Below are 21,396 nucleotides of genomic sequence, written 5' to 3' on the forward strand. Positions count from 1 at the left end.
AGAACATAGAAGACAACTAACTTTTGCTGGGGATTGGTCATGAAACGCATTCGTAGACAAAAGGAGAGTTGGGGTCATGAAGAAGCTAAGCATTAACGGTCAACGGATTGTGAACGAGGATGGCTCGCATGTCATCTTAAGTGGAGTAAATCTTGTATGCAAAAGTAAAGCGCTCGGTTATGTTGAACCGTGTGATGAAAGTCTGTTTGAGTGGTTTCAGCAGCAGGGCTTTAATGTCATTCGCTTAGGTCTGATCTGGGATGGGGTGGAACCAGAGCCAGGTCATTATGATGATGCCTACTTGGGTAGAATCAAACAGCAGGTTCGATGGGCAGCGCAGCACCAAATCTACGTTTATCTAGATATGCATCAGGATCTCTATAGTCAGCAATTTGGGGATGGCGCACCAGAATGGGCTACGCTAACCGATGATCTGCCACATGTGACAGGTGATATGTGGAGTGATGCTTATCTCTCAAGCCCTGCTGTGAATCGTGCGTTAGATCATTTTTGGCAGAATACGCCTGCTGTAGATGGGATTGGTTTACAGGATCATTATGCAGCGATGTGGAAGCATGTGGCTTCCTATTTCGCAGATTGCCCCAATATCATTGGATATGACATGATGAATGAGCCTTACCCAGGAAGTAGCGGACAGCAAGTGTTCGGAGCCATGATCGCTGCGTATGCTCAGAACGTCATGGGAATGAATGAAGTGGATATGGATCAGCTGGCTACACTGTGGTTTGATGAGGAGAAGAAACAGGAGATTCTACATGGTATGGCGGATATGGACATCTATCGTGTGTTGATGGAACATGCACAGGAAACTGCGCAAGCGTTCGACCGGGAGGTTATTACTCCATTCTTCAATAAAATAGCGGAATCGATTCGCACAGTGGACCCGGATGGGTTCTTGATGCTGGAAACGAATTATTTTACGAATATGGGCGTGGAGTCTGGACTTGAACTTGTACAGAATCCCGATGGAACGATCGCGCATCATCAGGTGTACACTCCTCATGGCTATGATCTCGTTGTAGATACGGATCATTACGAAATTTATAACCAGGAGCGTGTGGACTTCATTTTTGCGACCCACCGCAAGGTGCAGAATCGCTTAAATGTACCCGTGCTGATCGGCGAGTGGGGCGCTTTTAACGGGAATCCGGCCACTTATGAATTAACGAAGGCAGTAAACTCGATTTTCGAACAATATTTATGGAGTAACACGTTCTGGTGCTGGTTTGAAGGCTTTCAGAATACTCCCTTCGCCAAGGCACTTAGACGTGGATTCCCGCACACGACAGGGGGTGTGCTCTCTGGTTACCAGTATGACTACGATACGGAGAGGATAAAAGTCGAGTATATATCAAGTGGAGGGGAGACGCTGATCTATCACCCCCATGCAGCATTAATTCGTGCTGAGGATGTAAGGGTTCAAGGTGCTGGGGCAGTATGCCAGATTGAGATTCGTCCTTATTATAATTCGGAGGCAGGCTTGATTGCAGTTAGAGCTGAGAAGGGTGAAAGGATTATTACCGTTATAGCCGGGTCGTCTAGAGGAAGAGCCGTCGATACTATGTATTGAATTAGTGATAAATGAAGGGATAGGATTCGGAGACATTCCGAGTTCTATCCCTTTTGCTTGGTTAACTTAAAATGGAGATTCTACGTCAAACTCAGTAGCTACATCAGTTAGAATGGACTGTTGCTCTAAGCCGATTGGAATGCCGCTCTTGATCCAATCTCGTTCACGTTCAGATTCTAGTACGCCAGGAAGTGTGGCTCTGTCATAGCCAGGCATGGGCTGCATCTCACTTGTGATCTTCATATATGTATCCATCTCGTGTTTGAAATGGTCTGGTTGTAGAAACTGGCTAATATCCAGTGCGATAATTAGCGAGCCTTGATTAGCACCAACATACTCTTTTCCCTCGTCGTTTCTCTTAAGTGGAATGCCTGCTAAGAATCCACCGAGAGCCTGGCACATAAAGCCGAGTCCCATGTTGCGGAATATAAGGCCGGGTGCGAGCTTAAACAGCTGGTCCACATGGGGGGCTTCTGGGAAAATGTCTAGCGTTGCGCCGAAATCGAGTACCATAGGTACCTCACTGCCGGACGGAACTGCAAAGGACATAGGAGAGCCGCCCGCGGCTTTCATAATGGAGTCTTCTGCTTTCAAATCCAGCTGATGTCCCGAAGTCACATATCCAATGAGCCCTTGTTCCGCAAGCATACGTGAATAAATACCGGCTGCACCAATGTGACCATGATTTCGTGTGACAGCTGCAGCGATACCTTGGTGGCGGCAGCGTTCTACAATCTCCTGAACGGCACGATGTACTGCAAAATATCCAAGTCCACCATCTCCATCCACGACAATGGTTGCAGGCGCTTCATTTACGGTACGGACTTGTGGATTCGGGTGAATCAAGCCGTCCCGCATAATACGGGCGTAGGTTGCGATTTGCACAGAACCGTGGCTGAATACGCCCCGAAGATCGTTCATAACGAGCATATCTGCTAGAAACTCAGATCGTTCATGAGACATGCCGGCCTTCTGGGCAATCGATGTGATTAGTTCACGGAGCTTTTCAGGTAAGATGCGAATACCGTCTTTGGGTTCCACGTTCATCTTCGAGTCCCTCCCCAACCATGATTTGCACTAGCTAAAATAGTTACAACATCATATCATTCTTCAGTTGCTTATCTAATTCCTCTCTATGTATTACCCACATCTTGTGAAATTTCATTTGATTAATTAAGCCTATGAACGGTTTAAACTATTTGGAGTGATGTTATAGAGCATTTCTGTAGGATGCTTAATAATAAATCATTACTTAATGCAACATGATAGATATAGAAGGAGGGGCTTAAATGGCACTAGGAATATTACTCATTATATTTATCGTGATAGCCGTTGTGAGTTTGTTCAGCATTGCAGCGCTATTTATGGTAAAAGATCGTAAAGTAAATAATTGGGTGTTTGGTTTTACGGTGATACTTGGGCTTGTAATTAGCTATATGGCGGTGACTGCGCTGCCAACGAATTATACCGTACCAAGAGTCTTCTCTGCATCTATGGGGGTGCTCGCGATCATCGGAGTCATATTGAAATTGATGCATAAGACACTTGCTGCCAAATTAGTAGTTACGGTATCGGTACTCCTGGGGATGACACAGTTATTCTTTTTCTGATCTGTAATCATGATTTATGGGTGTGAAATCGTGAAAGTTATAGTGGAAAATCTGTTGAAAAAAAGTGTGGAATTGCAGAAAACAAGGAGGCGGAGAAAAATTCCGCTTCTTTTTTAGTACCGATCTGTGGTATCTTAGATGCTCATGACGTAAAGGAACGGCTTGTGGAGACTCCAGTGTGAGATGCCCAAAGTTACGTGATTAGAATATATGTGTTTATAATTAAGGAGACCTCATGACATTTAATGAATTGAATATTACACCTGCTATTTTGAAAGCTTTAGATAAGGAAAACTACACTACACCAACTCCGATCCAAGCCCAAGCGATCCCTGCGATATTAGCCGGAAGAGATTTTCTAGGCTGCGCACAGACAGGTACAGGGAAGACAGCTGCGTTTGCGATTCCGACCATCCAGCTATTAAACGAACAGCCACCTAAACCAGGAATGGGACGCCGTATCCGTTCATTGATATTATCACCAACAAGAGAACTTGCTCTGCAAATATTTGATAACGTCAAAGCGTATAGTCAATTTACCAAACTTCGTGCTACAGCCATTCTTGGTGGTGTGTCTCAGAAGACCCAAGAACGATCGCTCCAGCAAGGTGCGGACATCGTGATTGCAACACCAGGTAGACTTCTCGATCTGATGAATCAGAAGCGCATTGATCTGCAGTATGTTGAGATTCTTGTCTTGGATGAAGCAGACCGGATGCTCGATATGGGATTCATTCATGATGTGAAACGAATTATTGCGAAAATGCCGAGTAAGAAGCAGACCCTTTTCTTCTCAGCCACGATGCCTAAGGAGATCACTCAACTGGTAAAATCATTGCTGGTAGACCCGGTAAAAGTTGAGATAACGCCGGTTTCTTCTACAGCGGAACGGATTAAGCAGGAAGTTTATCTTCTAGAGACGGGACATAAGCAGAAGCAGTTGAATGAAATTCTTAAGGACAAGTCAATTGTGTCGGCGTTAGTCTTCACTCGTACGAAGCGCGGTGCGGACCGAGTTGTACGTGATTTGACGAAAGTAAATGTATCTGCTCAAGCCATCCACGGAGATAAATCACAGATCAGCCGGCAAAATGCATTAAAGAACTTCAAGAGCGGTGAGACACGCGTGCTCGTGGCAACAGATATTGCTGCTAGAGGTATTGATATTGACGAGTTATCTCATGTGATTAACTTTAACCTGCCGAACATTCCTGAGACGTATGTTCACCGGATTGGACGTACTGGCCGTGCAGGTTTAAGCGGAACTGCCATTTCTTTCTGTGAAGTGGATGAGCTTCCATTCCTTAAGGATATTGAGAAATTAATTGGCAAAACAATTCCTGAGGTTAAAGATCATGACTATCCGATGCCGAGTTCCGCAAGGTTCTCCAAGAGCAAGGGATCATCGAAACCAGGAGCAGCTTCTAAGCCGAAGAAAGCTTCAGGTTGGAAGCCGAAAATGGATACAGCTCGTAAGCCGAAGAGTGACGCGGGTCGTAAACCAAAGACTGATGCCGGGCGGCCATCGAAATCAGAGACAGGACGTAAGCCTAAAGAATATACAGCCCGTAAGCCCAAGTTCGATGGAGGCAGACAGGGAAGTAAAGCGAGTAAGGCAAGCAGAGCATAGGACGGGGCATGGATGAACTTCATGCCTATGAAATAAATGAACACAAGAATAGAAGGGATAGAGTTCCAGAGGTATTTGGGAGCTCTATCCCTTTTTTTATATTACGAATCTACGGTTTACAAATGCTGGAGATGACATTAGACTAGGTGTGCCAAACCATAACCATTCTGTCTGGAGGCGATATGTAATGGAGAAGCAAGGCCGGGAGGTTGTATCTCCCCATCAGTTGGATCAGAATATGAAGATTGAAAGCGGAACAACGGATGGACTGACATGGTATTCCCCGCTGGAGGAGCCGTTCCGTATATCTGGATTCGCTTGGATTGAAGAGGAACGTATTTACCGTAGACTTCCTGTATCACCGGATTATCCTATAACGACTGCAGTCGATAATTTAGCGAATTGTACATCGGGAGGCCAGATCCATTTTCGAACCAATTCCAGAAGTATATCGGTGCGGGTTCGACTCGCTGCAGGTTCAAGCATGTATCATATGCCGGCGACAGGTGAATGTGGAATGGATGCATACTTCGGAGGACCGGGCCATTGGTTGTATGCAGGAACGGCAAGTTTTGGATCGGGGCAACCGGAATATGAAAGTCGGCTATTTCTAAGTGATAGTAACGAACAGCGTTCCTTTATACTGAATATGCCACTGTATAAGGGTGTGAAAGAAATATGGATCGGTCTTGAACCGGAGTCAGACGTCTTGGCACCTGAGGCATATGATTCGGATCGTAAAATTATTTTTTATGGTACCTCCATTACACAAGGTGGATGCGCTGCGCGTCCCGGCATGTCTTATACGAATATCTTGAGCCGCAGAATTCATCAGGAGTTTATCAATCTTGGTTTCTCTGGGAATGGGAAAGGGGAACCCGAACTTGCACATTTGATCACACAGATCGATAATCCAGCTTGCTTCGTCATTGATTATGAATCCAACAGCGGTGGCACGGAACCTTACCGTAAGACGCTGCCGGAATTTATCCATATCCTTCGTGAAGCTTATCCTGATGTTCCGATCATTCTCATCTCTAGATTCCCGTATGCGTCGGAATCGTATAAGCCGGAGGTTCTTCAGGGAAGAGTGGATCGTAGAGAGTTCCAAGCCCAGTTGGTCCAGAAACTAAGAGAAGCTGGAGATCACAGGCTGACCTTCGTGGATGGCGCTAGTTTACTCAGCAGCCGAACGGATGAGGCAACGGTTGATGGCGTGCATCCAACAGATTTTGGATTTATGCAGATGGCGGATCATCTAGAGCCGGTGTTAAGACAGGTTCTTGCGGGTGTAGCTACTTCTTAATATACAAAAAGATGACTTCTGACTAAGGATGCAGAAGTCATCTTTTTGTATGGTGAGGCGATGGCATTAACTCAGCCGATAGCTGGCAAACGGCTTACCATGAATAAAGGATTCGCTAACGGCGTCTAGCTGCTTACTGAGATCTTGATCGATCTGAATTTCGAGACTTTTGATATTATCCGCAAGCTGCTCGGTGCGTGTAGCTCCCACAATCACGGTGGACACAGCTGGGCGATCCATAAGCCAGGACAGAGAGAGGGCGCTTGGTGTGTAGCCGTATTCTTCTGCAAGCTTACTTACCCGTTGTCCAAGCTGAATGTTCTTGTCCTCAAGGAATCGGTTGAAATTTGGATCGGTGTCTGCTCTGGAACCGGAAGGTGCTGAGCCCGCGCTGTTGTTATATTTTCCGGTCAGAATTCCGCCTGCGAGTGGAAAATATGGAATGATGCCTACACCTTGATCTAAGCAGAGGGGAACAAGCTCCAGCTCTGGTGTTCGGTCTGCTAAGGAATAGCTGGTCTGTATGGAAGTATATCGAACATAATCTTTGAGATCGCTGATTCCGAGTGCCTTCATAATCTCCCATGCAGCATAGTTGGATGCACCGATATACCGTACTTTTCCGGAAGTAACCATATCATCGAGTGTCCGAAGTGTTTCTTCCAGTGGTGTATTCGGATCAAATGTATGAATTTGATACAGATCTACGTAATCTGTCTTCAGTCGTCGTAGGCTGTTGTCCAGCTCCTGCATTAGGTGATAACGGGAAGAACCACGCTCATTCGCTCCTGCTCCCGTAGGGAGTCCAGCCTTCGTTGCTAGCACGGCTTCGTGGCGTCTTCCCTTCAGTGCTTCTCCGATGATCCGCTCCGATTCTGTATTGGCATAAATATTGGCCGTATCAATGAAATTCACGCCGTGATCGAGCGCAAAATGAAGAATATGGGTAGAGGTTTCTTGATCGGCTCTTTTGCCAAAAGCATTCGTTCCGAGTCCCAATTGGGAGACTTGAAGGCCACTGTGTCCAAGACGACGATATTGCATATAATCCGCTCCTTTTCATAGATGGTGACACCCTATGATCTAGTCATTGAGAATAAAGTTCACTGGTTCATATTGTACTCCGTTGAGGAATGAAAATCGAATCTTTAGATGGGATGTCGTAACGAATAGGGGGTTCGAGACGTTAAAACATTAGGTGGGAATTGGAAAGGGGGGGGGTTAGTGAAGCAATTTATTTGGATTACATTGTTTCTTTTCCTGATTGGATGTGCTGAGAAGTCTAACACGATTGAGCAGGTGATTAATGAATCACAGGGGTTTCAGTCTGAGGATGTTATCGAAATCATCGAACACGGAGATAAATACGCGAGTATTCTTTACAAGAAAGAGGACAGATATGGATTAGGACTGGTTGAAAGAAAGAATAATAGCTGGAAGTGGGTTGTTGGAAGTTTCTCACCCCTAGATCATAAGCAAGACGTTACCTATAGTTATTATGATTTAATCAATCGTTATCCGGTGTTTATAGGTACAGTTAATAATGATAGGATTCATAAAGTTGAAGTCCAGACGAACAAAAAAACGAAAGAAGTAGCAGTACAAACTTCCGCAAATGGATTTAGATATTGGTATGTTTTTATAGATGAACCTCAGGGTCCACCGAATCAAATAACAGGTTATGATGGCGATGGCAAGATTGTATACCTTATGGATGAGCGGTTGAAGTGATATAACACTTTTGGAACTTCAACTAGTTTTTATTCTTACTTACAACAAAAGAAATCGCTCCTTAAATCAGGGCGATTTCTTTTGTGTAAGGTTCAGCAGCGATCATAGAAATGATTCGTACTACTCGCAGCACTTTAAGACAATGTAACTTTAGGATTCAGGGTGATCTCAAAAGCTCTATCCCAAATGTAGCTTGGATTTTCATAGGATAAAGCTGCACTTTCATACTCGGCATAAGACCATTTTGCTTTCTTGATTTGACGGATGTTGTGAGATGATGTGCATTGGCTAATCTGAAAAGCATTCTTGGCTGCCAAGGTATTCGTGTGCGTCTGCATCCGTTCCCTCAACAGAGTAACCACATGAGCATAGTCGCTCTCCGAATTAAACAAAAGAAAATTACCATCTGCATAAGGGATGTTCGTATACAGGGCATTGGCTCTCGAGTACTGCCGAATCTCGCCAATCGTCAGCGTCTTGTAGTAGTAGTCTTTCAAGAAACGTTTGAACAACAGTGATCCATGCGCATCTACAGCTTTATTTAGTGCAGGCGCCTTTTTCTCTGTGATGAGAAATGCATATCTGGCTTGTGCCATTCCTAGGGCAATACCGATCTTGTTCCCTGCGGTATTCCACCCACTATACCCGAGAATCTGTCCTGTATATGAACTTTCGAGCAGTGCTTCGGTGACGACTGCATTCGCCGCACCTCCACCTACGAAATCAATGACAACCGTGGGCATCTGATTCAATCCATTAACTTCAATTCGGCTTACCGCGTTCGGTACTTCGTCCTTATCAGTAATCGCAATAATCTCCACATCAACTTTTACTTCCGGGGAGTCCTCAACGAGCTGACCGCCTATGATATCAACATGATGCTGAATATTCTGGTGTACACTCATGTACTCATATGGGTTGATAATTGTAGATCCATCTCGTCCAAAATAAAGCACAGAATATTTCGGTTTCTCCTCTATACGTAACAGTTCTTGCGCCATTCTGGCCATGAGTGAATGCCCTAAACCATCCGCGTCTGGCAGTATAATCGCACGTTCAGGACTTTGACCATTCTCGCCGCCAAAAGATTCTGTGATCATTCCTTCTACATAATCGATTTCATTCGCTTGAACACCTTGGGTGGAAGAGTCGTCCACACCGATGGCCAGGAAGTCAATATAATCGAACTGTGCTAATCGATCCAGAATGTACACATTCGATTTGAATTTGTGTCTGCGAGCATCATAGTAATGCTCTTTATTAAAAGTGACCGTTTCCTCATAAAGAGTGCCATCAGGTTTCGTATCATAACCTTCTAAAATCTCACTGAGCTCATCTACGCTCTTTCTCGGTTGTTTCATGAAACTGCGGGATTCATCGTAAGCATTCTGGAACACATTCTCTACATACGTTGTGGTAGCGAGCCTCATAATGGTGTCAAGCACATACATGGGTTTGCGAGGATGAGCCTTTTTCACCTGTCGAATGGTATCCAGTAAGTGGGTTGTTGCAGGATCATAGTCTGGGTAGGCTGAACCGCCGTGGGTACGTAATCTTCTGCTCCCAATGAGTCCTCCATACGCGAGCATATCTGCTGAGATAATAAAGCCATCAACCTCTGCTGCATGATCGAGAATGAACTTGCGAATGTTGGTTGTGTTACCGAATGTAGGCGAAGATGTGCTTAGGAGTGTATTGTCTGAATCGGTCTTCTGAGAGTCCATTCGGTTCTTGATATCCTCCAAGCATGGCGTAATCACTTCAATGCCAGCGGATCTTCCTTGAACAATCACATCATCTAGGTTTACCGGTCGATCATCTAAAGGTACATACAGAACTTTTTTCATATTCATATCCATACAACTCCCTCGTTTATAGTATGAAAGGCCGTATACAAAAGGGAAGTGAAGAATCGATATGAACCTCTTCCCAAGTTCATCTCGTTTCTTTATTGTTAGGTGCCTTCACCTATATAGGTAATTGTTACATAGAAAATACAACCACTAGAATTATTTTTTTGAAAAATAATCATTTTTCTATATAGAACAACTTTCAAATGACCTTAGAAAATTCATAAATCAACATTACAAACACCATAAAAAGTGGTATTGTATAGAATAAACAGAACAAATGTTCTTATATTTTGGTGATGATAGTCTATCTTTGCAACTTAACAGAATGGAGTGGATGAAGAATTGAATACAGGTCAGACGGCTTTTGAGCGAGTTCAGGGAGAGGTCCACCGGATTGGCTGGAGGATTCAATATCGCGCCAAGACGTTGAAGAGACGGGAGTGTACCTTCTATGATCTTGAACGCATGTATACGAAAGTGAACTTTACAGATCAAGCTGAGAACAGAATGTTGGTTGAACAGCTGATAAATACACTTCCCCCTCAAGGCAAGATCATTATTTATAAACTGTACATACAGGATCAGACGGAATCCGAAGTAGCACGCGAGCTGAATATAAGTCAACAGGCGGTGAACCGATGGAAACGAAGAATGATCAACCAGTTATCACAGACCGTGAGTTTCTAGCATTGCTAGAAGCAGCGCAGCATAATGATCCAGATGCGATGATACAGCTTATCGATTTATTTAAGGAGGATATTGTGAGAGCCAGTCAATTTATCCAACTACCGAAAGAGGATGCGGTAGCAGAAATTGTGTTGGAGCTATTAGCTTATATTAAAGAAGGGGAGGAATAGATTAGGAGTTTGTTCGTTTGACATCTATCCCAATCCTGTGTACAGTAATTGACAATAGAATAGAAAGTCCACTAGGGGAGCCGTTGGCGGCTGAGACAAGAGAGTATCTTGGACCCTTTGAACCTGATCTAGTTCATACTAGCGTAGGAAAGTGGAGTCGGTCATATCATTATTGCCTTATCCTTATGCAATGATTGAAATAGATGAAGCCGCTCCAGCTTTCGGGGCGGCTTTTTTTGGCGTCCACTGAAAGTGGTTACTCTTACGGGACTTTCTGCTCTTCAAAAAAATTGGAGGTGGAAGACTTATGAGTTTCACACAAGAGCTCCGTCAACAGGCGGACGGTATTTTTCAGGCCATATTTGAACATCCCTTTGTGAGAGGAATTGCAGAAGGTAAGCTAACGAAGGAACAGCTGGTTCATTATATCAAACAGGATTATGAATATTTGAATGCATACATGCGGATTTATGGGATTGCCATTTCTAAATGCACGACAAGAGAAGAGATTGCTGTATTTAATGAACAGATATCATTTATTCTACATAGCGAGGTACATCCACATCAGAATTTTTGTCATGAGGCAGGGGTTAGGTATGAGGATATGCAGGGGTATCCACTGGCTCCGTCAGCGCATCATTATATACGCCATATGTTGACAGTGGCTCACGAAGGCAGTCTGGGTGAGATTATGGCGGTGCTGCTACCTTGTCCATGGACGTATCTTGAGATTGGGCAAAAGCTGATGAAGGAGGTTAATCCAGATGAGTCTCACCCGTTCTATGAATGGATTACATTCTATGGTAACCGTGCGGATGGTGCGACCGTTAAATTCTGCAATGAACTAGATGCTTGGGCCTTGGAGGCCACGGCTGCTGAGCGTTCACGCATGACTGAGCATTTCATGCTTAGCTGTCAGCTAGAGTATTTGTTCTGGGATATGGCTTACCGTCAGGAAGAGTGGCCGGTTCAGATGCAGGCGATCTGTTCTGTGAATTCTTAGTGTATTCCATCATCATAACGACAAAGTGAGGCTGATGAGTGTGATGTTAGATAAAGAGGTTTCCGAGTTATTAGGGAAGGTGCAGCAGCATAAACCGCTTGTACATAATATGACGAATGTGGTGGTGACTAATTTTACGGCAAATGGTCTTTATGCGTTAGGTGCATCCCCTGTTATGGCGTATTCACCCGATGAGGTTGCCGATATGGCAAAAATCGCAGGGGCGCTGGTGCTGAACATTGGAACATTGTCTCGTGAATTGGTGGATGCCATGATTATCGCGGGTCGTTCAGCGAATGCGCATGGGGTGCCGGTTCTGCTGGACCCTGTAGGTGCGGGAGCTACAACGTTTCGAACGGAGTCAGCGCTGCGTATCTTGAAGGAGGTTCAGATTTCGCTTGTACGGGGGAATGCGGCCGAAGTTGCTCATCTTGTCGGCGAATCGCGGGAGATTAAAGGCGTGGATGGCGGTGGCAGTACGGGTGAAAGTCATGTGAGTCTAGCCATTCGAGCAGCACAGGAGTTGAAGACAACGGTTGTCATTACGGGAGAAGAGGATGTCATCACAGATGGTACGACCGTACGGGTTATAAGTGGGGGCCATGAGCTGCTCACAAAAGTAACCGGAGCGGGTTGTCTATTAACTTCTGTATTAGGGGCTTTTGCAGCCATAGAGCCGGATCTTATGTTATCAGGCGCAGCCGGGCTTGCTTTCTATGGAGCAGCCGCTGCTCGCGCGGCAGAACTCACCTCAGATGTTGGACCTGGTAGCTTTCAAGTTGCTTTTATTGATGAGTTAGCGAAGCTGCATCCCGGTTCCCTGTCAGGATATTCCACGATCCGAGAAGAAGAGGTAGCTGGAACAGGTGATACACGATGACCCGTAATAGGATTCCAAGAGCGCTAACGATTGCAGGCTCAGATAGCGGTGGCGGGGCTGGTATTCAGGCAGATTTGAAGACATTTCAAGAGCTTGATGTATTCGGCATGTCTGCCATTACTGCGGTAACGGTACAGAACACCTTGGGTGTTCATGGGGTTTATCCACTTCCTCCGGAAGCGGTAGCCGAGCAGATAGAGGCAGTGGGACTAGATCTTGGCGTGAATGCAATAAAGACAGGAATGCTGTTTAGTCCGCCTCTCATCTGCGCAGTGGCTGAGCAGATTCGGAAATTCGGATGGGTTCATGTCGTTGTCGACCCGGTGATGATTGCCAAAGGTGGGGCAGAGCTGCTTCGGGCAGAAGCAGTTCAGGCGCTGAAGGAGGAACTGCTTCCTTTGGCATTCATCGTTACCCCGAATATTCCGGAAGCCGAAGTGCTAGCGGGGATGAAAATACGTTCAATGCAGGATCGCCGTGAAGCAGCGCAACGTATTCGTGATCTAGGAGCGAAGATTGTAGTGATTAAGGGGGGCCATGCTGCGGATGAAGAAGATGAGGTCGTTGATCTTATCTATGATGGAACCGTGTTCACGGAGCTAACGGGCAAGCGGATACAGACGATTCATACACATGGAACAGGATGCACCTTCTCGGCAGCTATTACCGCAGGATTAGCGAAGGGGATGTCTCCTGAGGCAGCGATTACGAGGGGGAGAGCGTTCATTCAAGCAGCGATCGAGGATGGGCTGAATATTGGGCAGGGTCATGGTCCAACGAATCATTTTGCCTATCGACGTCGTCATCAGGAGGTGCTCTCATGAATGGAAGAATTTCGCCTTCCACCATGCGCGAATTCCTTCGTATGTACTTGGTGATGGGAAGTGTGAACTGTCTGTCAGATCCAGAGCAGGTATTAACAGAGGCGCTAGCTGGTGGCGTGAGTATATTCCAATTCCGAGAAAAAGGTGAAGGTGCGCTGTGCGGTGAACAGAGGTTAGTCCTCGCCTCAAAGCTTCAAGCATGTTGCCGCCAAGCGGGTGTGCCGTTCATCGTGAACGATGATGTGGAGCTGGCGCTTGCGCTTAATGCCGATGGCGTTCATATCGGTCAAGATGACGATTCAGCAGATTCTGTTCGAGAGCGAATCGGGAACCGAATTCTAGGTGTGTCTGCCCATACCGTGGAAGAGGCCAAATTAGCCATTCTTCAAGGTGCCGATTATCTCGGTGTGGGACCGATCTATCCAACACAGTCAAAAGATGACGCGAAGGAAGTGCAAGGTCCGGGAATTGTACGCAAGCTGCGTGCAGCTGATATAGAACTTCCGATCGTTGGAATCGGTGGGATTACCGAAGCGCGTGTGGAGGAAGTTATCCGCGCAGGCGCGGATGGTGTGGCCGTTATATCTGCGATAACGCATGCGAAAAGGGTGCGTGCTGCAGTGGAGGGAATGAGAAGGAAGGTTGTTTCTTCTTCGTTACAGTAACAGAGTGCCAGTGAAAATAATGAAAAATACGAGTTCACCTGAGGCTGATATAGCATCAGGTGAACTTTTTTATTTGAATTGAATCATTTTAATATGCTTCGTTTATTTAGATGCCTTTTGAGATAATCCAAAAAGCAGATAACCTAAGATTATGCCGTACAACAGATGAGCAATTAACCAGATGAGTAGGGAGAATGGGTCGTAAAGGGATGGTGTACGTTCGGACAAAGAGGTTGTTAAATATAACATCAATCCAATAACAGTGCATGTTAGGGAGACCACGCTTATATTTTTACGCCAAGAGAAGTTCCTGTGCCTAAGAAAGATAACAAATACGCCACTGAGAAGAACAGAAATGATCAGATGAAGTGAAAATTCTACGAATTCGGATAATGTCAGCTGATTAAGTATGGGGATATAATCAACATTTAGAAGCAGTGTATAGACTTTTAATGAAGTGATACTTTGCATCAATTTCAGGAACAATCCTAATAAAATGCCTGCTGCTAAACCTGACCAGATGATACGGAGAAGGTTATTATCCTGACGCATTGTAAATCATGCCTCCTTTTATCACATTATTGTATAATGATTGTATAATTTATGTGAAGTCTTATTTTTGTATTATACAAGAGGTGATCCATTACGATGAAATGTTCACTGGTCTGGTTCCGTCGAGATCTGCGTGTTCATGACCACGGCCCATTATTAAGCGCAGCGGCTTCAGGATTTCCTGTTGTAGGGGTGTATTGTTTCGATCCGCGTGAATATGGAATGAACGAGTTTGGCTTTTCGAAGACAGGGATACACCGCGCACAATTCTTACTCGAAAGTGTAGCAGAGCTGCGTCGCAATATGAATAAGCTGGGCTTTAAGCTCATCGTGAGGATGGGTAAACCAGAGGTAATTCTCTCTCAGTTGATATCCAATTTAGAAATTCAAGAGATTCATTACCATATAGAATTGGGGAGTGAGGAAACCACCGTAGAGCAGTTTGTTAGATCGATGAATACGGGCTGCACATTTCACGGTTATTACGGTCATAGTCTTATTCATCCAGAGGACCTGCCGTTTACTGTGGAACGTCTTCCGGACCTTTACACTCCGTTCCAGAAGCAGATTCTGCAATCAGAACCCGGTTATATACGAAAGCTACTACCACTACCCATGAAGGGGAGTTCGTTCGTCGACGTTGAGGAAGGTCGTATTCCCACCGAGGCTGAGCTAGGTTTATCTGCGATTCCAACGAATAAATCTCTAGCTTCGGGTATATCGCTTATCCGTGGAGGATCTGCGGAAGGTCGTAAACGGCTTCGGTATTATTTTTATGAAGGGAATTTTCTGCAACAATATCAAGATACAAGAAACGGATTACTTCAGCGAGATGATTCCTCCAAACTCTCACCATACCTTGCGCTTGGATGCCTGTCTCCTCGGTATGTATACTGGAGCCTGATGGATTATGAGGCAGAGCGTGGCGTTCATTCGTCTACGAAAATGTTTAAGTCAGAATTGCTATGGCGGGATTTCTTTTGGTATGTTCATATGAAATATGGTAACCGTATTTTTGCTCAGAGTAGATTAAGCGGCACCTCGTTTCAGGGAACGACGGACTCTAATCTAATCCAGGCATGGATGAATGGGGAAACCGGATATCCAATAGTGGATGCAAATATGCGCGAACTTAGGGCCACTGGCTGGATGTCTAATCGAGGTAGACAGATCACGTCAAGCTTCCTAGCGAAAAATCTGGGAATCGACTGGCGAGTTGGGGCAGCTTGGTTTGAGTCCTGTCTACTCGACTATGATGTTTCTGTTAATTACGGAAACTGGTGTTACACATCGGGAGTGGGGAATGACTCGATGCCTTACCGGCTATTTAATGTTACTAAGCAAGGAAAGGAATATGACTCAAACGGGAGGTATGCGAAGCATTGGCTTCCAGAACTTAAGAGCGTTCCTTCTGAGCGTATTTATGATGTTCCTACCTTTTCCTTATTCGAGCAATTGGAGTACGGACTGATGTTAGGAGAGCATTATCCGTATCCGATCATTGATTGGTCAGAGTCTGTTCAGAGATATAGACAAAGGACGAATTAAGTATGGTGATATTTGGATTTAATTGTAGAATTAAGACTGACTAACATATATAATAATTAAAAAGACGATTACTTTATTAAACTTTTATACTAAAATATGTATTTAGGGGCATGAATGTCTTTCTGGAGGTTGTTTGATTTGATACATACAACCACGATTCGATCAGAGTTGGAGAGTTACCTGAGAAAGAGTGGGTTAACGATTAACCAATTTGCAGATAAGTCGAAGGTTAACTCAGGGACGATAAGTACTATTCTCAAGGGAACAAGACCTATTGCAATGAAGCAGTTAGATCTCATTGTCTCTGCTATGGGGCTTCCTGAAGGAAGTTTTTATGGTCTGTATATGAATGATTGTTTTGATCAGTCACCCAATTGGCGGAGGCTAAGGCCGTTCTTATCTCGTTGCGCGGAATTGGACAAGCTCGAATATATTCAGAAGGTTGTTCGGCTAATGATGGACAATCTCTCATATATCCCGGCGCTTTTTGATACGGCTGAAGAATTGTTTAATCAAGGCATGCAGGCAGCAGCGGCTGTGATCTATGAGAGTGTCGCTGAGAGTGAGAAGTATCAACATTCGGAGCGCCTGGCTCTGTGTCATTATCGATTGTTCTGTATCTCATTGGGTCAAGATCAGGAGAGAAACCTTCAAGCTGCTACTAAATTCGAAGGTTTTGTTGAACGATTAGATGAAGTAGATCAGCTGGATGCCCTTAAAGATTTGGCTAATACATATCTCTCTCTTAGACAATGGAGCAAGGTCGATGAATTAGCTGAATTAATGGGAAGAAAGGCTATGATCCAATACAAATATAGATATGAAACATCCAAGAGGTATGACCATCCTAAAGAACCTAAGCGTCCTTTGTTCCTGTACATTGTATATTCGTATTTGCTTCGTTCTGCAGTCTGTGATGAACTTGGAGATTATGAACAAGCCCTGCGATATGTCGCACTGTACTCTGACATGAGCTGGGTGAAGGAAGATTCGGAAGAAGCACAGCGTATCATTGAGCAGTATCAATTATGGGCTGTTGCCAACACCTACCTATATCAAGTCATGATGGGTAAGGCTGAGGTCATTCCTGAGTATGTAGCATTTATAGAGTCGAAAGAAAGCGAGATTATTCATGCCTTGACGAAGATACTCCAAGCTTCGAATCGCTATGATTTTAATATAGATGATATTTTGCACCAATTTGAATCGCAAATTTCCTGCTACATCGATCGTAAGGGGATGGCCATCGGTACGTATACCCATCAAGTCGAAGCAGATCGGTATACGAGTTTCTTGACGGAGCTTTCATCTTACTATTTGAGCAGAGGAAAATATGAGTCTGGTATTCAATGTGTACTGGACGGTTTGGCATCAGCGACAGAGATTCATAATAACGATGCGATTCTGAAGTATGTAAGATTGTTTGAACTTTTTCGACATGCAGCATCCCAAGAAGCACAACATAGATATCATATTTTAATTAGCGAGGTGAAAGGTAAATGAAAAGAAAAATCGCTGTGTTGTTGACTACGCTTAGTATTGTTATGTTGCTTGCTGTTCCGGTAAGTGCTGAGCAGACACCTTCTAAGCCGTCTTTCCTCTGTACTCATGGCGCAGGAGGCTGTTAAGCCCAGCGCGTAAGAAGTGGCTTCATCATGGGAAATTGCTCGTGGCCTGCTGAATCTAGCAGGCTTTTTTGTTGTTGTCATAAATTCAGAGTTTCGTTAGCCGGTCTGGAGTAATGCAATACTATTAAAAATCTATATTTTTTCATTATATCCTAAAATATTACATAAGGAGGTGGCTAGCTATGATCCGTGTGGAAGTATTGCTGGAGAGAATAGAGGAGTCAAGGCAACTTTTATATCAATTAGGTAGTGAGTATGGATTACAACATCCCAAAGTTCTAAGGCAATCTATGGATCTTGATGAGTTGCTAAATCGATATAACAATATTAAATATGGAAAATATGCGAAGCCAGCTACTCAAACGATTAGTTTTCATGAGACGTGTAATGTGAATCAGGGAATGCCTGAGTTTATTCAGGATTATTAATAAATAATTGATATAGCCATAATAGTACATAAATTATTTTGTTCTCTCAGTCGAATGGAAGCAAGACAACGAAGAGAGGTAATCGGTGTGTATATAAGAAGAGTGTCAGCATCGTGCTGACACTCTTCTTTCGTCAAGGGGGAGGATGGTTTGCTATGCTCGTCTTACTCTGGCTTTTCTTGTCCCGGATCAGCTTGGATCGTCTCGTCTGCACCAGGGAAATCCCGTTTAATACCCATATGTAATTGACGATTCTCATAATCAAAACGATTGGGTGGCCGCTGGTCTTTGCGCCAAGGCGTGCTTTTACCTAACGATTCACTTCGCAAATCGGCTCCATACGGTCCTTCAGGAAATTCTTCGGGTACAAGATCGTTGCGCTGGGATTCAACATTAGATAAGTCAGTGTATTGCTCTTGTTCTTCCTTCTCAAAGGGATTCATAAGTGACCTCCTAGCAATAGGTAAAAACACTAAAACACGAGTCTAGTGTTCCCCAGTTGGCGGAGAACATACGAAAAATCAAAGCCCTGAATGATACACCGCACAAAAAAGCCTACTCCAATCCAAAATAAGGAGGAATAAGCTATTTTCTATTTTACTCATTTAGGCTGAAAAGTCTTAGATGGCCTTAGACAGGGAACGCATCATAAAACCGAAGGCTGTACTTGCGAGAGCCTATTCTTGCGGTAGGACGGGGTGTGAGTTGGCGCAAATGTTCGAAGTCGAGCTGATCCACCTGCTCAGAGAAGAATGCAGATGTTGTGCTGCCAGGCTTTCTTCTTCTATTTAAGGCACTTATCATTTCACTTGCATTCTTGATTCCAATGCCATGTCCGAAGTACTTATCATCCGAGAGCATAATGGCATTCTCACCTCGCCACTGCGGGGTATTAGGGTTAAAGTCAGGATTTTCAAAGTATACAACATCACCCGGATAAGCTTCATTCTTATTCTGTATGATACGGATGCGTAAGTCGCTGTCATACTGCCAATCATACAAGAGCAAGTCTTGGAAATAGGCATTAAAGGTATCTTTACCAAGCGTGTCGAGTGCAGCCTTATATAGGGTTACAACCATTGCCGTAGCACATTCGAAACCGTATAATGGGCCATTCTCGAAAATATCATTAATCGCATCTGAGCTTAGCACGCCAGGTCTTTGATGCAGCGCCCCGTCCGCAGTTCGATACCAGAATTTCTCATTCGCATGGGAGTTCTGAAAGGTAGCAAATGCGGCATCACTGTCATCCAGTGCTTTAGCAGCTTTCACAATATTACTTCTCATCTTCAGCTCAAACGATAATGCTTCCGGAGAAGTGTAACGATAGATAACCGGACTTTCTTTCTTTTTTTGAAAAATAGATCTTTCGAGTTCTGACATGTTGGACATATCGAATTGCCCTACATCATAATTCATGATCTCGATCATAATGTCCCTCCATGATTCGTAGTAATATGGATAGGTTATTGTACGGTTATACCAGGCACTTTGTGTAAGGCTTAGGGCAATAAAACAATAAAAAATACAGCGAATAATCCTAAAGAGGATGTAATGGTTCTCCAGTTCTTATCCTAAATACACTTTCCCAAGCATACATTTGATATGAAGAGGAGTGTGATGAATATGGATAAGAAGCTTAGGCGTTATTATGGACTCAAACAGAAGCAGAAAGAGATAGAGCAGGAATTAGCGGAATTACGCAGTGAAATTATTAGCCATTGTAAAGAAAATGAAGTTTATGAGTTGGAGCAAGGTGGCTATAAGGCAAAGCTAGTGCTCCAAGAGCGGAAGGAATTCGATGATCATAAGCTGTATGCAGCGCTTCCGGATCCTGTGGTGTGGCGTATGCTCTCTAAGGCTGATACCTCCAAAATATCCAGTCTGGTCACACTGGGTGTTATATCTGGAGAAAAAATAAAAGGTACATATTCCGTAAAGGAGGTAACATTGCTGCAGGTGGATAAGAAGTGAAAATAAGATTCCATGGATCATCCATCGGTGACGGTGAGATGATCATTTTTATGTACTGCGTACCAACATGCTCATCTCTTGTCGAATGAAGGATCTTCCTAGCCTAATAATGTATATTTCATCATATTTGTATGAATAATCGAGGATAGAGGATATAATGAAAGTCCGAGCTATATTTTAAGTGAGTTGTAGGGTTTATTGAAGAAGGGAATGAATGATTTGACTACAGAAAATATGAATCATGAAATGAATGAAGAGATCGTTACTTATCAGGAGCTGAAAGCAGCGGCTAACCGGACGGCAGATTGGCGCGAGCGACTAAGAGCGGTTGAAGCCTTGGGTAAGATCGACAATCCACAAGCGATTGATGTGCTGAAGCATCGGATGACGAACGATCCGGTATATAAAGTTCAGGAGGCTGCTTATCAACAGCTGAAGGAATTGGATGAGGATGTACAGAAGCCTGTAAGAAGACAAGAGGAATTGGTGAAGGGCTTAACGAAAATGCTGGTTCGAATTAAGAAGAGCCTGCCGGAAGGCCACAGTTATGAAGAATTCAAAGAGAAACTGAAGAAGATGAGAATTGATGTGTACGATACGTATGAAGGTGACAAGGGCGAAGAGTTCGACAAGTGGCTGGAAGAGAAATGGGCTTCACTTCGGACAAGCAAAGTATAAACGATAACGGAGTGATGATTTGAGTAAAGCTAAAGGTAAGGGTGGAACAGGCCGGGGAACGGGAAAAAAAGGCTGGAATCGCTGGCAAGCTAGTGCCAACCGATCTAAAAGCGCCCCAAAACCATATAAGAGCAAGAATACGAAGAACCAGGATTCAACGGATCAACCTAAGATGGATGGAGATCGATTGGATATTTAGTCAACTGGTTACGTATAAATTATAGATGGGCTGATTCCTTTATTCTGAAACACTTGACGTAGACACGAGTGTAAGGGTAGTCTGGAATCGATAAAATAGATTTAGGAGTGGTAATTTGAGGAAACAAAAACCGATGTCATTTGACGAATTGTTGGCAGATTTACAAGGACAGAAAGCAGCTCAGAACGATCCGAATCACGTATCACTGAACGATCTTTTTAATGAGTCGTTTATGCGTAAACATTCTAATTTCACAAGTTTCAGTGCCTTTGTTGAGAAGGGGAACTTTCAAGTAGAGACACAGGCAGATGTCGATAATATTCCGGATGAGCTGTTCGATCGTCACGTTGCGAGAGAAACCGATTTTGCGGATTGGAAATCGATGCTGGATACAGCGACCAAGGAACTTGCAGATAAATAATTGGATAAAGGTATTAAA

The 21,396-nt window shown here is 44.2% G+C and carries 25 protein-coding genes and 1 riboswitch; of the genes, 19 read left to right on the top strand and 6 right to left on the bottom strand.

Features of this window, described 5'->3' with window-relative positions:
- The first annotated feature begins 76 nt into the window (after positions 1-76).
- Positions 77-1,591 (top strand): glycoside hydrolase family 5 protein, encoded by a 1,515-nt coding sequence (locus ACK8P5_RS05170; protein ID WP_422659914.1) that lies wholly within the window; start codon positions 77-79, stop codon positions 1,589-1,591.
- Positions 1,592-1,657: 66 nt separating this feature from the next.
- Here ACK8P5_RS05170 and ACK8P5_RS05175 read toward each other — a convergent pair whose 3' ends face one another.
- Positions 1,658-2,638 carry an Ldh family oxidoreductase gene (locus ACK8P5_RS05175; protein ID WP_422659915.1) on the bottom strand — a complete coding sequence of 327 codons (981 nt, stop codon included), beginning with the start codon at positions 2,636-2,638 and terminating at the stop codon, positions 1,658-1,660.
- Between the two features lie 242 nt (positions 2,639-2,880).
- On the opposite strand from ACK8P5_RS05175, the gene ACK8P5_RS05180 reads away from it, so the two are divergent.
- The 3 genes from ACK8P5_RS05180 to ACK8P5_RS05190 all read left to right on the top strand — a co-directional run bounded on the left by ACK8P5_RS05180 (position 2,881) and on the right by ACK8P5_RS05190 (position 6,137).
- Entirely contained in the window at positions 2,881-3,201 is a 321-nt protein-coding gene (locus ACK8P5_RS05180; RefSeq protein ID WP_422659916.1) for a hypothetical protein, read from the top strand.
- Positions 3,202-3,436: 235 nt separating this feature from the next.
- Entirely contained in the window at positions 3,437-4,831 is a 1,395-nt protein-coding gene (locus ACK8P5_RS05185) for a DEAD/DEAH box helicase (RefSeq protein WP_422659917.1), read from the top strand.
- Between the two features lie 187 nt (positions 4,832-5,018).
- Positions 5,019-6,137 carry an SGNH/GDSL hydrolase family protein gene (locus tag ACK8P5_RS05190; RefSeq protein WP_422659918.1) on the top strand — a complete coding sequence of 373 codons (1,119 nt, stop codon included), beginning with the start codon at positions 5,019-5,021 and terminating at the stop codon, positions 6,135-6,137.
- A gap of 66 nt (positions 6,138-6,203) precedes the next feature.
- On the opposite strand, the gene ACK8P5_RS05195 is transcribed toward ACK8P5_RS05190, so the two are convergent.
- Positions 6,204-7,181: an aldo/keto reductase gene (locus ACK8P5_RS05195; protein ID WP_422659919.1), complete on the bottom strand. Its 978-nt coding sequence runs from the start codon at positions 7,179-7,181 to the stop codon at positions 6,204-6,206.
- 180 nt (positions 7,182-7,361) lie between these two features.
- On the opposite strand from ACK8P5_RS05195, the gene ACK8P5_RS05200 reads away from it, so the two are divergent.
- A complete protein-coding gene (locus ACK8P5_RS05200) occupies positions 7,362-7,868 on the top strand; it encodes a hypothetical protein (RefSeq protein ID WP_422659920.1) in 507 nt (168 codons plus the stop codon).
- A gap of 134 nt (positions 7,869-8,002) precedes the next feature.
- Here ACK8P5_RS05200 and ACK8P5_RS05205 read toward each other — a convergent pair whose 3' ends face one another.
- Positions 8,003-9,721, bottom strand: a complete 1,719-nt coding sequence (locus ACK8P5_RS05205) for a DUF4127 family protein (RefSeq protein ID WP_422659921.1) — start codon at positions 9,719-9,721, stop codon at positions 8,003-8,005.
- 330 nt (positions 9,722-10,051) lie between these two features.
- Between ACK8P5_RS05205 and ACK8P5_RS05210 the strand changes: the two genes are divergently transcribed.
- The 6 genes from ACK8P5_RS05210 to thiE all read left to right on the top strand — a co-directional run bounded on the left by ACK8P5_RS05210 (position 10,052) and on the right by thiE (position 13,950).
- Complete coding sequence (locus ACK8P5_RS05210) at positions 10,052-10,408, top strand: sigma factor-like helix-turn-helix DNA-binding protein (RefSeq protein WP_422659922.1); 357 nt, start codon at positions 10,052-10,054, stop codon at positions 10,406-10,408.
- Positions 10,360-10,578: a hypothetical protein gene (locus ACK8P5_RS05215; protein ID WP_422659923.1), complete on the top strand. Its 219-nt coding sequence runs from the start codon at positions 10,360-10,362 to the stop codon at positions 10,576-10,578. Before ACK8P5_RS05210 ends, ACK8P5_RS05215 begins: the two co-directional genes overlap by 49 nt.
- Positions 10,579-10,641: 63 nt before the next feature.
- Positions 10,642-10,745: riboswitch (TPP riboswitch) on the top strand.
- A 140-nt stretch (positions 10,746-10,885) separates the two neighbouring features.
- Entirely contained in the window at positions 10,886-11,581 is a 696-nt protein-coding gene (gene tenA, locus ACK8P5_RS05220) for a thiaminase II (RefSeq protein WP_422659924.1), read from the top strand.
- 43 nt (positions 11,582-11,624) lie between these two features.
- Complete coding sequence (gene thiM / locus ACK8P5_RS05225) at positions 11,625-12,461, top strand: hydroxyethylthiazole kinase (RefSeq protein WP_422661377.1); 837 nt, start codon at positions 11,625-11,627, stop codon at positions 12,459-12,461.
- Positions 12,458-13,285, top strand: a complete 828-nt coding sequence (gene thiD, locus ACK8P5_RS05230) for a bifunctional hydroxymethylpyrimidine kinase/phosphomethylpyrimidine kinase (RefSeq protein WP_422659925.1) — start codon at positions 12,458-12,460, stop codon at positions 13,283-13,285. The genes thiM and thiD overlap by 4 nt, the downstream gene beginning before the upstream one ends.
- Positions 13,282-13,950: a thiamine phosphate synthase gene (gene thiE / locus ACK8P5_RS05235; protein WP_422659926.1), complete on the top strand. Its 669-nt coding sequence runs from the start codon at positions 13,282-13,284 to the stop codon at positions 13,948-13,950. Before thiD ends, thiE begins: the two co-directional genes overlap by 4 nt.
- A 102-nt stretch (positions 13,951-14,052) precedes the next feature.
- Here the strand turns inward: thiE and ACK8P5_RS05240 are convergent, their stop codons facing one another.
- The gene (locus ACK8P5_RS05240; RefSeq protein ID WP_422659927.1) at positions 14,053-14,502 is read right to left on the bottom strand and encodes a hypothetical protein; all 450 of its coding nucleotides are present in this window, start codon (positions 14,500-14,502) and stop codon (positions 14,053-14,055) included.
- Between the two features lie 96 nt (positions 14,503-14,598).
- Here ACK8P5_RS05240 and ACK8P5_RS05245 point away from each other — a divergent pair, with 96 nt between their 5' ends.
- The 4 genes from ACK8P5_RS05245 (at position 14,599) to ACK8P5_RS05260 (ending at position 18,106) form a co-directional block, all read left to right on the top strand.
- Entirely contained in the window at positions 14,599-16,050 is a 1,452-nt protein-coding gene (locus ACK8P5_RS05245) for a DASH family cryptochrome (protein ID WP_422659928.1), read from the top strand.
- Positions 16,051-16,188: 138 nt separating this feature from the next.
- Positions 16,189-17,553 carry a helix-turn-helix domain-containing protein gene (locus ACK8P5_RS05250; RefSeq protein WP_422659929.1) on the top strand — a complete coding sequence of 455 codons (1,365 nt, stop codon included), beginning with the start codon at positions 16,189-16,191 and terminating at the stop codon, positions 17,551-17,553.
- Positions 17,550-17,678 carry a hypothetical protein gene (locus ACK8P5_RS05255; protein ID WP_422659930.1) on the top strand — a complete coding sequence of 43 codons (129 nt, stop codon included), beginning with the start codon at positions 17,550-17,552 and terminating at the stop codon, positions 17,676-17,678. The genes ACK8P5_RS05250 and ACK8P5_RS05255 overlap by 4 nt, the downstream gene beginning before the upstream one ends.
- 182 nt (positions 17,679-17,860) lie before the next feature.
- Complete coding sequence (locus ACK8P5_RS05260; protein WP_422659931.1) at positions 17,861-18,106, top strand: Spo0E family sporulation regulatory protein-aspartic acid phosphatase; 246 nt, start codon at positions 17,861-17,863, stop codon at positions 18,104-18,106.
- A gap of 164 nt (positions 18,107-18,270) precedes the next feature.
- Here the strand turns inward: ACK8P5_RS05260 and ACK8P5_RS05265 are convergent, their stop codons facing one another.
- Positions 18,271-18,549, bottom strand: a complete 279-nt coding sequence (locus ACK8P5_RS05265) for a hypothetical protein (protein WP_422659932.1) — start codon at positions 18,547-18,549, stop codon at positions 18,271-18,273.
- A 187-nt stretch (positions 18,550-18,736) separates the two neighbouring features.
- Complete coding sequence (locus tag ACK8P5_RS05270) at positions 18,737-19,537, bottom strand: protein-glutamine gamma-glutamyltransferase (protein ID WP_422659933.1); 801 nt, start codon at positions 19,535-19,537, stop codon at positions 18,737-18,739.
- 189 nt (positions 19,538-19,726) lie between these two features.
- On the opposite strand from ACK8P5_RS05270, the gene ACK8P5_RS05275 reads away from it, so the two are divergent.
- The 4 genes from ACK8P5_RS05275 (at position 19,727) to ACK8P5_RS05290 (ending at position 21,378) form a co-directional block, all read left to right on the top strand.
- Complete coding sequence (locus tag ACK8P5_RS05275; RefSeq protein ID WP_422659934.1) at positions 19,727-20,080, top strand: hypothetical protein; 354 nt, start codon at positions 19,727-19,729, stop codon at positions 20,078-20,080.
- 234 nt (positions 20,081-20,314) lie between these two features.
- Positions 20,315-20,758, top strand: coding sequence for a HEAT repeat domain-containing protein (locus ACK8P5_RS05280; RefSeq protein WP_422661378.1), 444 nt, complete (start codon positions 20,315-20,317; stop codon positions 20,756-20,758).
- Between the two features lie 19 nt (positions 20,759-20,777).
- Positions 20,778-20,957, top strand: a complete 180-nt coding sequence (locus tag ACK8P5_RS05285) for a DUF3934 family protein (RefSeq protein ID WP_422659935.1) — start codon at positions 20,778-20,780, stop codon at positions 20,955-20,957.
- 133 nt (positions 20,958-21,090) lie between these two features.
- Positions 21,091-21,378 carry a hypothetical protein gene (locus tag ACK8P5_RS05290; RefSeq protein ID WP_422661379.1) on the top strand — a complete coding sequence of 96 codons (288 nt, stop codon included), beginning with the start codon at positions 21,091-21,093 and terminating at the stop codon, positions 21,376-21,378.
- Positions 21,379-21,396: the final 18 nt, after the last annotated feature.

It is taken from the genome of Paenibacillus sp. EC2-1, assembly GCF_049311625.1.
GTDB lineage: Bacteria > Bacillota > Bacilli > Paenibacillales > Paenibacillaceae > Paenibacillus_AQ.